This window comes from Porticoccus litoralis (genome assembly GCF_030676955.1).
GTDB lineage: Bacteria > Pseudomonadota > Gammaproteobacteria > Pseudomonadales > Porticoccaceae > Porticoccus > Porticoccus litoralis.
The window spans coordinates 565523-580067 of record NZ_JAUUUU010000001.1; the positions used below are offsets into that span (position 1 = coordinate 565523).

The following is a 14545-nucleotide window of genomic DNA, read 5'->3' on the forward strand; positions in this document are numbered from 1 at the left end:
CAAACACAAATCCAACTTTCGGTAGAAAGGAGAAAGGAGAAAGGAGAAAGGAGAAAGGAGAAAGGAGAAAGGCTGCCGGAACACCACGGCCATTGCCATGGCATTCCGACAGGGGGGTAAAACCCATCACTGCATACGGCGCATTACCGTGACACAGTTGGTAACACCGGAACCACCTATATTCACAGTCATGGCGACTTCGGGGTTTCCTTTGTGAGCAACACCGATAGGCTCACCTATCAGTTGCTTGTATGCCAAGGCATGCATGGAGGCACCTGTTGCACCAACCGGGTGACCTTTGGATTTCAGCCCGCCAGACAGGTTGATCGGACAGTCACCATCAGGGTCATATTTTCCAGCCATGAAGTCATAGCCGGCGCGCCCGGGGGCTGACAAGCCAATGGCTTCCGTACAGAGAATCTGGTTGACCGTGAAACAATCATGTACTTCTGCCAGGTCAATATCGTTAACACCAGCTCCCGCTTCTTCCAACGCCAGCTTCACAGCGTGACGTGTAGCCTGCAACTCATGCAAGCGCCCCGCCCTGGCTGAAAGCGTCATACGATCAGTCACATGACCAATACCAGACAGCTCTACGGCATGTTTGAAATTGGCTTTCGCATTATCAGTGGAAGTCAACACAACTGCTGCGGCGCCATCAGTGATCAGAGAGCAATCATGCAAACGCAGAGGTGGAGCAATCATAGGGTTGCTGCCTTTACCTGACTCCGGCAAATTGAGAATAGCCTCTGCCGTCACCAACTGATTCCTGTCCGGGATACTGCCCGGGCCGAAATGGGCCAGCGGGTTTTGAATACCATTGCGATAGTTCAGCGCCGAAACATGGGCCAGCATGATGCGCAACTGCTCATCCGTCAGCTCATTATTGGCTTGATAGGCTTTACCCAATTCGGCAAACAGCCCCGGAAAAGTCATGCCCTTGGCACCTTCATCAGGCCAGTAAGAGCAACAGGCCAAAGCATGAGTTACCCCAGCCGTATCCAGTGTATTCATCTTTTCAACACCGATAGCCAATACGTTTTTAAAACGGCCTGAGGCTACGGCATAGGCCGCGTTATAGATGGCCAGCGAGGAAGTCGCACAGGCACCTTCGGTGCGGGTAGTTGGTTTTAACAGCAGCCCCTGTGGATCAATCTCCAACGCCAGGGGGCCAACATGCTCCTGATTGACGAACATGGAGGGCGAGCAGGAACCGACCCAAATTGCGTCAATATCCTTTGCCTCAAGCCCTGCATCAGCAATAGCGCCAGCTCCGGCTTCTTCCAGCAATTCATAAAAAGATTTGAGATCTTCGATCTCTCCAGTCTCACGATCGCGCTTTACAAAAGCACCAAACTGGGTGTTATAGGCACCCACAATACTGACCTTCACGGCATAACCCTCGTATTGATTAAACGTTGAAAACTAGTAATAACGTGTGAATATTTGCTTCAGATATTTCGACCGGAATCCTTCCAGAAGACCTTGCGAATCTCCTTCTTCAGCACCTTACCGACAGGGCTCCTTGGCAACTCATCCCAGAAATATACCTGTTTCGGGGACTTAACGCTGCCTAATCTGCTCTTACAGAACTGAATAATCTCCTGTTCATCAGGCGCTTGTACATTAGCCTTAAGTTCAACAACAGCCGTCACTTGCTCGCCCCATTTTTCGTCGGGAACGCCAATGACTGCACAGTCCTTGATGGCCGGATGGCCCCAGATAAGCTGCTCGATTTCACTCGGATAGACATTGAAACCACCAGAAATAATCATGTCCCGTTTGCGGTCCACAATAGAGAGGTATCCACGCTCATCCAGAAAACCGATATCACCAGTACGCTGCCAACCATCGCGACGAATCTCTTCAGTGGCCGCTGGGCTTTGATAATATCCTTTCATCAACAGATTACCTTTGACCGCAATCTCCCCCTCTTCACCCACCGACAGTGGCTGCCAGTCATCATCGAGAATTGCCAACTCCACATGCGGACATACCTTGCCGCAGGACCTGAGGATTTCGGGGTGATCGTTTTCAAGGGCGTAGACATGATCCTCGGCACTCAGGAATGTGCAGATCATCGGCGCCTCAGCCTGACCATAGGTTTGCACCATCACCGGACCAAACGCAGCAATCGCCTCCTTGAGCTTGTCCACCGACATTGGCGCAGCCGCATACCAGAAGTAACGCAAACTTGAATAGTCGAAGTCACGAATCGATGGATCTGCAAGCAGCATATAAATGGCCGTGGGCGGCAGGAAAAGATGAGTCACCCGGTAGTCCTGGATCACCCTGAGCAGCCTATCGGGAATCATCCCATCCATGACCACAACCGATGCACCTTGACGAATGGTGGCAAATGACGCGACCCCGGCCGCATGGGTCATCGGGGCTGAGACAAGATAAGAACCGGGAATATCCGGCTCAGGCATAACCTCGTCCTGAATCGCCGTCAACGTTTCCCAGCTACGACTACTCCATTCCGCCAGCTTCGAATCACCCGTGGTTCCACCCGTGGCAAACAGATTAAGGAGAACATTTTCACCCTCAGGTTTCACGTCAAGTGTCAGAGGCATTACCAGCTCATCGGCCAATGCTTGAAGCTCGACACCCAGCACTTGCTGGCCGTTAAATCTAAGAAGCTTATCCTCAAGATAGGTATCTACTATCTGTGGGATGGACGCCAAAATAGTGTCATCCACAAAGAATTTGACTGCACCAGATTTGGCGATCTGCTTCTGATTTGCTTCGAAAGTATTGCGGACATTGAGCGGCAACCAGACGGCGCCCAGACGTGATATAGCAAAAATACAGCAATAAGCGGCAACCGAATTGGGAGCATAAGTCGCGACAACATCCTGCGACTTAACTCCCCTTTCTCGGAGGACCTCCGCAATTTGCACGGAGGCATTCACCATTTGCCGGTAACTGAGAGAGAGCTCGTTGTCCAGATCAATAAACTTGCCAGCGCCCGACCTCACGGCTGGGCTCTCATCAAGAAAATCGACGAGCCGCATACTCACCCCCTATTAAAGATTAGATTAACCCTTAAGGGTAGCAAGTGTATCGAGTACAGTCTCCGGTTTTGTGCCAGCCGGGATGGTCAAATAGTAGAACCCCGAAGTAGCAGGCAGAGAACCAGACTGGTCACCCCACAAATACTCGGAAATATCCACACCACTCACCTTGGCCGCTGTGGGAGATCCCGCTGGAGCGACAGCAAAAGCCACATCGGCAGGAACATCGTAATCCACATCAGGAGAAGGCAAATAGACCCCAACGGACCAACGGTAATGCTTGGCCACATTGTAGATCGGCTGATACCAACTTAATTCCTCACCGCTAGCCGGCGGTAATTCGGGATCTTCTACCAGTAGCACCCCGGACAGATCGGTTTCGCTGAAATAGCGAAGAAAATCTGCCATGTACATTGATGCAGTATCAATGTTCATTTCATCGGGTTCCGCCACTTCACCGTTGGCAGCTTGATGAGCCTTCACCAGCAATGAACGAGGCGAAGGCATCACCAACGCCAGCGGCGTTGAAGCTCCATAATTGTTACTGAAGGCAGTGATCACTTCTGCCAGCAACTCCCTCGGACCATAAGCTTCGAGCATGGCTTTTAATGCCACGGTGACACGACGCTTACCGGCCATGGACGGAATGGCTTCCGGATCTTCCTTCATCCAATGTTGGAACAGGTCCCAGACATCAAGCACTGCAACCTGCGATTTCACCAAGCCATGGGCCTGCCCGTAAAAAGACATGTAGGCAGCGGGATTCGACCAGGGGTTTTCATCCGCACCCAGCAACAGCTTTTTGGTGTAATCGGTAAAGTTAATCCAAAGCCGGGGGGTCTCCCCCCCGGCGGTTAGGTAAGATGCTAAGTTAACAGCCATACTATTTCCTTTCGTTAGAAGGAGGTAAGCCTGCCGCTTCTCTGACTCTGGCAAGCTCATCCTCAAGCTCACTGATTCTAACATCTTTAGGATGGGTCACATAAATGGGGCCCGGGTTTTTAGCATCACGCTTGTCGTTGATATTACCGGCGTACACGTAATCCAGTTCGTTGTTCCAGGAACCATAGAACGGGATATTTTCCGGAGGAGTATCCTTCACATGAGACTTGACGAACTCTGCGTAGGGTACACCCTGCTTCTTACGAGTTTCACGGTAATCTGCACGAAGCTTCTCAGTAGCAGCCATGTCAACCACGAGGGTTTCTTCATTGAACTCCACTTTGTAAAGTTTCTTCGCGACATCCGGAGTGATCAGACCTTCTTCGATGTCCATGATCACATAAGTGGGATCACGCTCGAGAGGGTCACCATAACCACCACCAGAACCCTGGGAGATCATGTACAGCTCACCACGCTTGGAGATGTCGAAACCAAGACCCATGTGCTGGGTGTGGTAACGGGCACCTTCAAAAGGCTGCTCATTCATGATTTCAGCAATGGAGTGCTTAAATCTTTCAGGTTCTTTGAGCAGGATGTCATAGACGTCCACACCAGATACACGACACATCGGGTAAGTACCGCCGGCGTAACCACCGAACAGACCTTGGATAGTCGGTACTTTAGAACCCTGGGTAGTGGTCATGAAGCCCCACTGATCACTGTCTTTGGTAGACGAGATCATGGTGTAGCCCATACCACCACGGTATTTACCAGGTGCCTGGGTGTTGGTGGTCATTTTCTTGGAAACCAACTGCAGGAACGGTACTTCTTCCTCGTTCATTTCCTGCTCACCGATATCCGCCATGGTTGCGAAGATCGGAGACAGCGCATGCTCACCATCGCGGTCCATACGAGCACCACCGCCCATACCATTCAGATCGGCACAGAGGTTACCCAGAGTTTCACCGTGCTGGTTCACACCACCCCAGATGAAGGTGTTGATCATGTTGTGCCAGGGTGCCAGTACACGGGTGTACTTGTCCGGGCAGCTGTACAGGAACTTGGCCGTCGCATGCTGGGCCACGGTGAAGCTGTGGAAGATGGACATCAAGCTCTGTGAGTTAGGCGCTGAGTAGGAACAGTCAACCAACGTACCTTGCTGAGTTACAAACTCAATGGGAGACAGACCCGCTTGACCACGAGGCAGATCAGGCCAGATGTGGTTCATGAACGCTTGGCCCACCATACCTTTCATACCCGGCAACTGGGTGTTGATGGCACGGTTGGTCAACTCAGGGCTGGTACCGGTGAAGTCGAAGATCAGACGATCGCCTTTCTTGGTCACAGCCAGGTTGATTTTCAGCAGAGCGTTTTCACGCAGAGTACTGTCCATGATGGTTTGAGTGCGAACAGTCATGTCAGGCCACTCGGAGATACGGCGACGTACTTCGGTCACAACGCTCTCGTTGGTGTAGCGCAGACAGGCAGTCAGGGCGTCCGGACCGTCAGTGGCCAGAACTTCCTTGATCCGCTTCTCAAGACGCATACAGGCGAACAGTTTCACCTTAATGTCTTCATACTGCAGCTTCGGCTCACGCACAGAGTTCTGCAGGAAGGTCAGCAGGTCTTTCTTGATCTCATAGCCTTCAACAATCTTGAACGGAGACATTTTCAGGCCTTCGTCAAAAGAGGTTTCAGCCATGGAGGGCATACCGCCCGGCTCAATCGCACCGCATTCACCTTCGTGTACGGTGGAAGCTACCCAGCAGACAAGTTTGCCTTCGTGGAACACTGGAATGATCATGCTCTGGTCAGTGTTGTGCACGTTACCGTAGCGGGAATCATTGTGAATAAAGCCGTCGCCTTCATTGACGCCAACGGTTTTTTCCTCGACCCAGTTCTTGATGATGAACTTGATCGGGTGGTGAACCAGTGCAGAGAAGATCAATACACCACCAGCACTACCGATAGTCAGGTCGCCTGACGCGGAGTAGATACCGGTGATAATGTCACCCCATTTTGCACCAGGCGCCGCACCCATCTGCTCAACCATCTCAAAACCTTCTTCACAGGCAGACTGCAGACGGTCACGGATAGAAGCGATCTGGTTCAGGTCGGTAAATTGCCCCATACACTTTTCTTCATCGGCCGTGCGCGGCTCGATGTTGTGGTGGCGCATGATTTCCGGATCGGGACCCAGGAACAGCGTGGTTTCCTTGAGGAATTTTTCAATCAGCTCCTGATCTTCCAGAGCCGGATTTGTGGTTTCGTTATTCATTGTCTAATACCCCTCTTAATTTTGTTCGACGCGGAAGAACCAAACGGCGCCCTGCTCAGCAGAAACATACTTCCAGCCTGGTTCAATCAAGTAGGTTGTTACTTCAGAGGCAACAATGCCTGGACCTACGATCTCAGTTCCCGGGGGAATGTCGTCCTTACGCCATACCGGTGTCTCAATGCCCTTAGGACCTTCACTGACAAAGTAACAGGTTCTGGTGGACAGCGGAGCTGGAGGAGCAAGACGCTCGCTTTCAGGTACCGGTTTGATGTGTTTAAAGTGAACGGTATCGTGCTCAACAAAAGAAGCCACACGAATGGTGTTGATACGAATACCTGCTTCAGGCGCCTGGCTACCTTCACCAAAACGGTGGCCGTAGTCATCCGAGAACTGCTGCAGGATGTTCAATACATCAACTGCCGAATCCAGAGTGTGCTTGGGAATAACAACAGTGGTTTGTACCAGCTGGTTACCATAGCGCATATCCAGTTCCAGAGAGTGCTTGATAGAAGACTGCTCGGCACCCTGACGCAGCAAGTCGTTTGTACCACGCTCACTCAGCTCAGCAACAATGTCATTGAAGCGCTGGTAATCGCTGAAGACCTTACGGGTGTTTGAATCGTACAGCACCAGGAAGAGAGACATTTCGTGAATGTGCATTTGGTGCATGTTGCCGGCACCCACAGCAGAGAACACGGAGCTCATTGGCGGTGCCAGAATCTTGTCCATGTTCAGGTTGCTGGCGATACCACAGCAGTGCAGAGGACCATTACCACCGTAGGCTAGCATGGTGAAGTCCTCGGGGTCATAACCACGAACACGCAGTTCGGTGTGCAGACCGTTAGCCATGTTGCTGTCAACTTTCTCTTTGATCAGCAGCGCCGCTTCGATTGGCTCGACATCCAGATCGTCACACAGTGCTTCTTCAATAGCGAACATGGAACGCTTCGGATTCAGCGGAATGTGGCCACCGGCGTAGTTGGTGGGATCCAGGTAACCCAACGCCAAGTCAGCATCAGTTACAGTCGGGTTCATACCACCGCGGTCATAACAGGCTGGACCCGGGTCAGAACCGGCACTCTTAGGTCCAACGGCAACAGCATTGTACATACGGTCAAAGGAAGCGATAGAACCACCGCCAGCACCCAGAGTTACCAGGTGAACCATAGGTACAGACACCAACCAGCGGTCGATAACCGGGTTAAAGTCATAGTGCTTGATACCGCCTTCTACCACGATACCGATATCGTAAGAAGTACCACCCATATCGGTAGCAACCACACTGCCCAGATCAGCTTCTTTCGCCAAGTGTTCTGCGGCGCTGATACCGGATACAGGACCGGAGTGAATGGTTTGCAGCGCATCCGTGGAGTTCAACTGCGCCATACCACCGGAGTTGTGAATTACCAGCATCGGCTTGGAGTAGGAGTTGGCGCGCAGGTTTTGCTCCAACTGGCTCATCGCGTGATACATGGTGGAGTGCAGGTAACCATCGACGATGGCAGACGTTGCACGCACATACTCACCTTTACGGCCAGCTACACGGTGAGACAGGATCACCGGAATAGAACCCAGCAGGTGAGAGGGGTATTCATCCAGCAGGATCTGCTCAACACGCTTTTCGTGCTCGGGGTTAACCACAGAGTTAATCAAACAAACCACGATAGCCTGAGCACCTTTGTTCACCAGGCTGCGGATTCTTTCACGAACGTCTTTTTCATCCAGCGGCATAACCAGTTCGCCCTGGAAGCCCAGACGCTCACGAACACCTTCGATCATGTGCGGCAGAACCAGAGGAGCAGGACGCTGTGCGTCGGGCAGGTTTTGCTTGCCCAGCTCATCCAGACCTTCACCGTAACCACGACCACGGCTCAGAGGCACCATCGCTTCGTAGCCAGCTGTTACCAGCATACCGATACGAGGACCATTGTGCTCAATCAGCGCGTTGGTACCCAGAGTGGTCGCGTAACGAACGGAGTCAACACCACCAAGGATTTCTTCCATGGTAATGCCGAGTTCGGTGTAAGCCTTTTCGACAGCCTCGTTAAAACCGAGGGCCAGGTTTTGGTGGGTGGTCAACGCTTTGGTTTCAATATACTTGTTGTCCCACACCACAAAGCAATCGGTGAACGTACCACCGATATCTACTGATATACGTTTCATAACCTATTTCCTAAATCAGTCCTAATTTATTCACTAAACCAACTTACTAGCACGATCAGTGCTTGTGGGTGTGGCAGCGATCGACAAGAACGTTGGGGCCTTTCACCGGCTCGGTGATTTCCTCACGGTGGCTCCATTGTTCCTTCAGGGCGTCAAGATCAACTTCCATGTCGTAGAGCGGCATGTGGTTGGGGAAGGTGTATTCAACCTCAACCTGGGTACCGCATGACGGACAATAGAATTCATAGATGTTGACCCACTCTCTGTCTGGACAGAATGTGAAACGGTATTTTTCCGGGTCAATGATGGACGGGTGGATATCCGCGGGGTCACGGTTATAGACCAACAGCCCTTCTTTATAGTTGCCGCGTGCTGAGCCCACTACGTGATCACAAACACGGCACTCCCAGTTTTCCGTATCCAGGTCGATACGAAGATATTCAGTCATCAATACTTTCATTATTTTTCCCCCTTGGTCAGGCGGATATCGCCCAATTCAGTAACAACGAATTCCCAACCTTCGCGAACCAGACAGGTGAAGAATTCTTCTTCAATAACTGCCGGGCCTACGCCGTGGCCGCCTGGCTCCATGAAGCTGACTTCATAAACAGGCAGTTCCTGAGTACCGGTATCACCAGCGAAAAGAGAACGGGTTTTGGTAGCTTTGGCCGGGCTGCCTTTCTTAACAGAAGCGTGAGAGCTGTCTTCGGTTTTAAGCTGCTTGCGCACGGAAACTTCCAGAGTGACCGCATCGGCTTTAGCCATTTCCTGAGGAATAGCGATAGCACCATTGAGCTTGGATACCAGCTCAGCACCATCTTTCTCGGCAACGAGACGCGCTTCAGTCACATAGTCACCTCTGCCATAACCCTCTGCGAACATATCGCGCTCACCGCGCTCAACCAGAGACGCGTATGCAGCTTCCAGCGCTTCCTGGCGGTTGCCTTTCAGCACAACAGCATAGCTTTGACCGATGTCACAATCGCCAATACCGAACGCACTGAATACAGCAGCAGTTTTCGGGATGAATACAGTGGACAGGCCGCATTTTTCAGCAACGCCACAAGAGTTCATCGGACCGGCGCCACCAAAGGCCATCAGAACGGTGTCATCTTCGATCTTGCCGTAAACTTTCAGCTCATTAGCAATTTTCTGCTCGAATGCATCACGCAGCTGGAACAGCGCCTCATCTACAGTGATACCCAGTGGAGTCGCAATGTTCTCGTTGATGGCAGCGCGTGAACGCTCAGCATCAAGAGCCAGACCACCACCGAAGTAGGTAGAAGGATCAAGAAGACCCAACAGCAGGTTTACATCTGTCATGGTTGCATTCTTGCCACCGCGACCGAAACAGGCTGGTCCAGGTACAGCGCCCACACTCTCGGGGCCTACTTGAATAGCGCCATCTTTAACAGACAGGATGGAGCTACCGCCGACACCGGGGCTAGCGATTTCACACAGGCCGAAAGAAATCGGAACACCTTCCACCAGGCCACGACGATCTTCATCAACAGCGTGGTTGATCACCTGACCCACGTCAGTAGTCGTACCACCAACGTCCATGGACAGAACGTTTTTCAGGTTGTACTGCTTGCTGAAGGTTTTAACGCCTTCCATACCACCACGAGGGCCGGAGCTGTAGGTTTTCAGCGCAATCGTTTTAGCAACACGAGAAGCGTCACCATCGTTGCGGAAAATCAACAGCGGGTTTTTGGTGCGGTATTCACGCAGACGGTTTTCTGCGTTGTACAGGAAGTTTTCCATGGCCGGATGCAGGAAAGAGTTGATCATTGCAGTCCAGGCACGACGCTCTTCAGAGATATCATCAGCCAGTTCGCTGGAGAACAGCATCGGCACAGCACCCAGCAGGTGACGTGGATAGTTATCAAACGCCAGACGCTTGAATTGCGCTTCGTACTCATCCGCCTTGTCAGACTCAAAGCTAACAACGATACGGTTGGCACCAACTGAGGTCAGACGAGTGATAACTGACGTTGTATCAGCACCTTTCGCAACATCTGACAGGGCAGCCAGATCCACTTCAGCCACACGATCACCAACGAGGAAGTCATACAGCTCTTCGTCCAGCTTGCGCAGACGTGAAGGCAAATCAGAGCCTTTATTGACAACCAGACCCAGACGCGGACCTTTACGCTCTACGATAGCGTTGGTGCCCTGAGTGGTGGAGTAACGAATATGGTCTACTTCAGCAAGCAATCTGGCGACGTCTTCCTGACCATAGGCTTCTTGAGAAGCCTTACGTAAACCGTCGAAAAAGCACTTACTCAGGTCGTAAGGCGTAGTGAGGGTTTTAGTTTTGTAGAAATTATTATCCTTCAGCACGCAGATATCGGTGAGCGTGCCTCCGTTATCGATATTTATCAGCATTCCCATATCGAGTTACCTTAGTTTAGTTTCTTTCTAGCCAAAATTGATTAGGTTTATATCCCCTTCTGCAAGGTGTACGACAAGTCGAACACATCACAGGGATAAGATTCTTATGCAACGGTCGTACCAACTCAGAAAAAACAGAGAATATGAATTTTATGTATATGTTTTATATTATTTTTTCATGGGTGGGCTGCATCGACCAAACACCAAAATAACTGTTCGGAAATCGTTCACCTGTACTAAAACGCTATACCGACAGCTACCGGCTATGCACTTGAACCGCAACGGTTTTATAGAAAAAACTGCCATCAAACCGGCAGTGCTCAATGAGTATAGTAGAGATGCTGAAGAAGGCACGAAATCCGTGAATCCACGAAGCACCCTTCCTCTTCAGGCGGCGTAATAGTCAATATGGAATGTAACATTCCCCATGGCAGGAAGAAGGTGATGAAGCAGATTCGGCGCCATAACCCCTGCAAACGATGGGTCCAGGAGGAACCCCCTGCTGGCATCACTCTCCGGCTCAATCACGAACTGCAACATCCCCGCTTCCACAACAACCTTGCCCCAGACACCATCAGGGGTTGTGATTCCCGACCGGAGGTGGTCGGGGAAATTGTCGCGATCATAGGCTTCACTACTCTCTTTCAGTGACAGCCCTTCGGGCAGTGCGGGCATCTCACAGTCAATGCATTCAAACTCATCGCCGATATGTTCCTGTCGGCCCTTTCCGGTACCAATCCAGCGGCACTCCATATACGGAGGGTTATGACGCATCTTCAGCTCGTGGCCGCACTCAAGATCAGCTACCCACTCCTGAAACCGGTCCATATGGAAATCTTTGATTGCTCGTTTCATATTTTAATCTCCTCGTCGTGGTTAGCGCCTTTTATAGCCGCCTCCGCGGGCTTCATGCTCTGTTCCACGTTAGGCCACGGTTTGCCCGCTTGCAAAAAACACCAATATATTTGTCAATAGAGCCCTTCACACCGGGCAAACAAGCGGCCTTATTATGATTATGTTTTTTCCTGTTATCACCATAACGCCACTGCCAACCTATAACCCATAGACTATATCTGATTGTGAATGTTCTCCGCCTTTTTGTACTCACACTGTTTTCCCTGACGGCCCATGCCCAGGAGATTAACGCTGCGGTGGCATCCAATTTCCTGCTGCCCATGAGGGACATCGTTACCGCCTTTGAACAGCAGAGCCAGCACAGGGTGTCTATAGCCAGCGGCTCCTCTGGCAAGCTCTATGCCCAAATTATCCAGGGAGCACCTTTCGACGTATTCCTCTCTGCCGATCAGGAAAAACCCTCAGCCCTGTTGGAAAGCGGGCACGGTATCTCTGGCAGTCGTTTCACCTATGCACAGGGATCGCTGGTTGTCATCGCAACCAACGGACTCACAGACGACCCTAAAGCCCTGCTTTCCAGGGGTGAATTCAGCAGACTTGCCATTGCAAATCCGCGACTGGCCCCCTATGGCGCAGCAGCGGTTGAAACCCTGAAGGCGCTGACGCTCTGGCATGCCGTCAGTCAAAAGTTGGTTATCGGCGAAAGCGTTGGCCAGGCATACCACTTTGTCATCTCAGGCAATGCACAACTCGCTTTTATTGCCAGAGCACAGGTTCAGAACTCACAGGGAGAACATCCCTACTGGCCGGTACCCACGAAATTGCATAACCCCATTTATCAAGATGCAGTATTGCTCAAAAAAGGAAGCTACCAGCTTGCCGCCAAACAACTGCTTGCGTTTTTACAGAGTGAACAGGCCCTGAGTATTATGGATGACTACGGTTACCAACCTGCAGGACAACAATAGCCATGGGATTTTCCGCAGCGGACATTGAAGCGCTCTGGCTGACCCTTCGCCTTGCGGCCATTGTCACCCTACTACTGCTGATGATTGGCATTCCAACCGCCTGGTGGCTGTGCCGAACCCGCTGTCGCTGGAAAGGACTTATCAGCGCCATCATTGCTCTGCCCCTGGTACTACCTCCCACCGTACTGGGATTTTACCTACTGCTGGCCATGGGCCCGAATGGCCCGGTCGGTCAACTAACCGAGGCCCTTGGCATCGGCCTGCTACCTTTTACCTTCGGTGGGCTGGTTCTTGGTTCAATTATTTATTCCCTGCCCTTTGTCGTGCAGCCGATACAGAACGCCATGGAAGCCATCGGGGAACGACCGCTGGAAGTGGCTGCCACCCTCGGCGCTAACCCTCGGGATACCTTTTTCAATGTGGTGCTTCCCCTTGCCAAACCCGGCATTCTGACCGCCACCATTCTGGGCTTTACCCACACCCTCGGAGAGTTTGGAGTGGTGTTAATGATTGGCGGAAATATTCCGGGAGCCACACGGGTCATTTCCGTACAAATCTACGATCATGTGGAAGCCATGGACTATGCCCAGGCCCATTGGCTGGCGGCAACTATGGTGCTGTTTTCCTTTGTGGTGCTGGCCATACTCTACTCGCGTAAACACCTGATGATCTGGAAATGAGTGGAGAACCATGAGCACACTGCCACTCGATGCCCGTTTCAAGCTGTCCTACCCGGGCTTTTGTCTGGACGTGGACCTGCAACTGCCCTGCCAAGGAGTGACCGCACTGTTTGGCCACTCCGGAGCAGGCAAAACGACCCTGCTGCGCTGTATTGCCGGTCTCGAAACCGCCGCCACGGGCCACCTGCGTGTAAACGGTCAAATCTGGCAGGATAACAACACCTTTGTTCCCACCCACCGCCGCGCTCTGGGCTATGTCTTCCAGGAGGCAAGCCTGCTGCCACACCTCAGTGCCAGGGAAAATCTGGCGTTCGCCATTAAGCGTGCAACCCAACCGGTCACTGAGGCCGACCGCATGGACACCATCGACTTGCTGGGCATTGCCCCATTACTGGACCGCTCACCCGGGCAACTATCCGGCGGCGAGCGTCAGCGAGTCACCATTGCGCGTGCACTACTCAGCAAACCGGGATTGTTGTTGATGGACGAACCCCTCGCCTCTGTCGACCAGCCTCTCAAGCAGGAAATACTCCCCTACCTGGAGAATCTGAAGACGACACTGGATATTCCCATCATCTATGTCAGCCACTCCGCCGAGGAAGTGGCGCGGCTGGCCGACACCCTGGTTGCCATGGAAAACGGCCGGATCGTTGCCAGTGGTCCACTGAACGACACACTCACCCGGCTCGACTTTCCCATCAAACTGGGAGAGGAAGTGGGATCGGTCATCGAGGCCACTGTGACGGAGCGCGACCCTCAATGGCAATTGGCAAAAGCGACCTTCGATGGTGGCGAACTCTGGTTCCGAGACAGCGGCTATGACGTTGGAAGCCAGGTGCGGGTACGGGTGTTCGCTCGGGACATCAGTCTCTCCCTGCAACACCATAGCGATACCAGCATCGTGAATTCCCTGCCTGCCGTAGTGGAGGAAATATCCACTGAACAACACCCCGGCCTGGCGCTGGTGAAACTCCGCGTTGGCAACACGCCACTGGTGGCCCGCCTCACCCACCGTTCTGCCCACCACCTGGAACTGGCCCCCGGCAAACCCATCTGGGCACAGATTAAATCCGTGGCAATTATCCAGTAACAAGTGCCACACGTCGGCTGAACCGACCTGTTTCACCCTGTCATCTGTACTGATAAAACACGGTTGTGAACACCCATGAAACGGACGATAACGTCGACAACAATTGCCTAAGATCCATAACTAGGTGTCATTACCTAATAAAATCTGATTGACTACCCTCACTGAGCAAAATTATTCGCTTTTTCGTCGATTCCTCATCCGGTTTCGACGCTGACGTG

At 52.1% G+C, this 14545-nt stretch carries 11 protein-coding genes; 3 read left to right on the top strand and 8 right to left on the bottom strand.

Translation table 11 applies throughout. The features are described 5' to 3' along the window. Positions 1 to 126: 126 nt before the first annotated feature. The 8 genes from Q8A57_RS02855 to Q8A57_RS02890 all read right to left on the bottom strand — a co-directional run bounded on the left by Q8A57_RS02855 (position 127) and on the right by Q8A57_RS02890 (position 11589). On the bottom strand, positions 127 to 1392 hold the full coding sequence (locus Q8A57_RS02855) for a thiolase C-terminal domain-containing protein (RefSeq protein WP_305169411.1): 1266 nt from the start codon (positions 1390 to 1392) through the stop codon (positions 127 to 129). 59 nt (positions 1393 to 1451) lie between these two features. After that, a complete protein-coding gene (locus Q8A57_RS02860) occupies positions 1452 to 3017 on the bottom strand; it encodes an AMP-binding protein (RefSeq protein ID WP_305169412.1) in 1566 nt (521 codons plus the stop codon). A 24-nt stretch (positions 3018 to 3041) separates the two neighbouring features. Beyond that, a complete protein-coding gene (locus Q8A57_RS02865) occupies positions 3042 to 3899 on the bottom strand; it encodes a hypothetical protein (protein WP_305169413.1) in 858 nt (285 codons plus the stop codon). A 1-nt stretch (position 3900) separates the two neighbouring features. Continuing rightward, on the bottom strand, positions 3901 to 6177 hold the full coding sequence (locus Q8A57_RS02870) for a hydantoinase B/oxoprolinase family protein (protein WP_305169414.1): 2277 nt from the start codon (positions 6175 to 6177) through the stop codon (positions 3901 to 3903). 15 nt (positions 6178 to 6192) lie between these two features. Then, complete coding sequence (locus tag Q8A57_RS02875) at positions 6193 to 8340, bottom strand: hydantoinase/oxoprolinase family protein (RefSeq protein ID WP_305169415.1); 2148 nt, start codon at positions 8338 to 8340, stop codon at positions 6193 to 6195. A 55-nt stretch (positions 8341 to 8395) separates the two neighbouring features. Further along, positions 8396 to 8788, bottom strand: coding sequence for an acetone carboxylase subunit gamma (locus tag Q8A57_RS02880; protein ID WP_305169416.1), 393 nt, complete (start codon positions 8786 to 8788; stop codon positions 8396 to 8398). 11 nt (positions 8789 to 8799) lie between these two features. Continuing rightward, a complete protein-coding gene (locus tag Q8A57_RS02885) occupies positions 8800 to 10734 on the bottom strand; it encodes a hydantoinase/oxoprolinase family protein (RefSeq protein WP_305169417.1) in 1935 nt (644 codons plus the stop codon). Positions 10735 to 11121: 387 nt separating this feature from the next. Then, on the bottom strand, positions 11122 to 11589 hold the full coding sequence (locus Q8A57_RS02890; RefSeq protein WP_305169418.1) for a DUF3565 domain-containing protein: 468 nt from the start codon (positions 11587 to 11589) through the stop codon (positions 11122 to 11124). A 224-nt stretch (positions 11590 to 11813) separates the two neighbouring features. Between Q8A57_RS02890 and modA the strand changes: the two genes are divergently transcribed. Genes modA through modC form a run of 3 tightly spaced genes read left to right on the top strand, consistent with a single transcriptional unit; the run spans position 11814 to position 14327 of the window. Beyond that, entirely contained in the window at positions 11814 to 12557 is a 744-nt protein-coding gene (gene modA, locus Q8A57_RS02895) for a molybdate ABC transporter substrate-binding protein (RefSeq protein ID WP_305169419.1), read from the top strand. 2 nt (positions 12558 to 12559) lie between these two features. After that, entirely contained in the window at positions 12560 to 13237 is a 678-nt protein-coding gene (modB, locus tag Q8A57_RS02900) for a molybdate ABC transporter permease subunit (RefSeq protein WP_305169420.1), read from the top strand. Between the two features lie 10 nt (positions 13238 to 13247). Then, the gene (modC, locus tag Q8A57_RS02905; protein ID WP_305169421.1) at positions 13248 to 14327 is read left to right on the top strand and encodes a molybdenum ABC transporter ATP-binding protein; all 1080 of its coding nucleotides are present in this window, start codon (positions 13248 to 13250) and stop codon (positions 14325 to 14327) included. Positions 14328 to 14545 lie beyond the last annotated feature (218 nt).

Excerpts from the sequence above, each read along its gene's own strand:
- Q8A57_RS02860 (WP_305169412.1), bottom strand. The coding sequence starts at position 3,017 with ATGCGGCTCGTCGATTTTCTTGATGAGAGCCCAGCCGTGAGGTCGGGC.
- Q8A57_RS02865 (WP_305169413.1), bottom strand. The coding sequence starts at position 3,899 with ATGGCTGTTAACTTAGCATCTTACCTAACCGCCGGGGGGGAGACCCCC.
- Q8A57_RS02870 (WP_305169414.1), bottom strand. The coding sequence starts at position 6,177 with ATGAATAACGAAACCACAAATCCGGCTCTGGAAGATCAGGAGCTGATT.
- Q8A57_RS02875 (WP_305169415.1), bottom strand. The coding sequence starts at position 8,340 with ATGAAACGTATATCAGTAGATATCGGTGGTACGTTCACCGATTGCTTT.
- Q8A57_RS02880 (WP_305169416.1), bottom strand. The coding sequence starts at position 8,788 with ATGACTGAATATCTTCGTATCGACCTGGATACGGAAAACTGGGAGTGC.
- Q8A57_RS02885 (WP_305169417.1), bottom strand. The coding sequence starts at position 10,734 with ATGGGAATGCTGATAAATATCGATAACGGAGGCACGCTCACCGATATC.
- Q8A57_RS02890 (WP_305169418.1), bottom strand. The coding sequence starts at position 11,589 with ATGAAACGAGCAATCAAAGATTTCCATATGGACCGGTTTCAGGAGTGG.
- modB (WP_305169420.1), top strand. The coding sequence starts at position 12,560 with ATGGGATTTTCCGCAGCGGACATTGAAGCGCTCTGGCTGACCCTTCGC.
- modC (WP_305169421.1), top strand. The coding sequence starts at position 13,248 with ATGAGCACACTGCCACTCGATGCCCGTTTCAAGCTGTCCTACCCGGGC.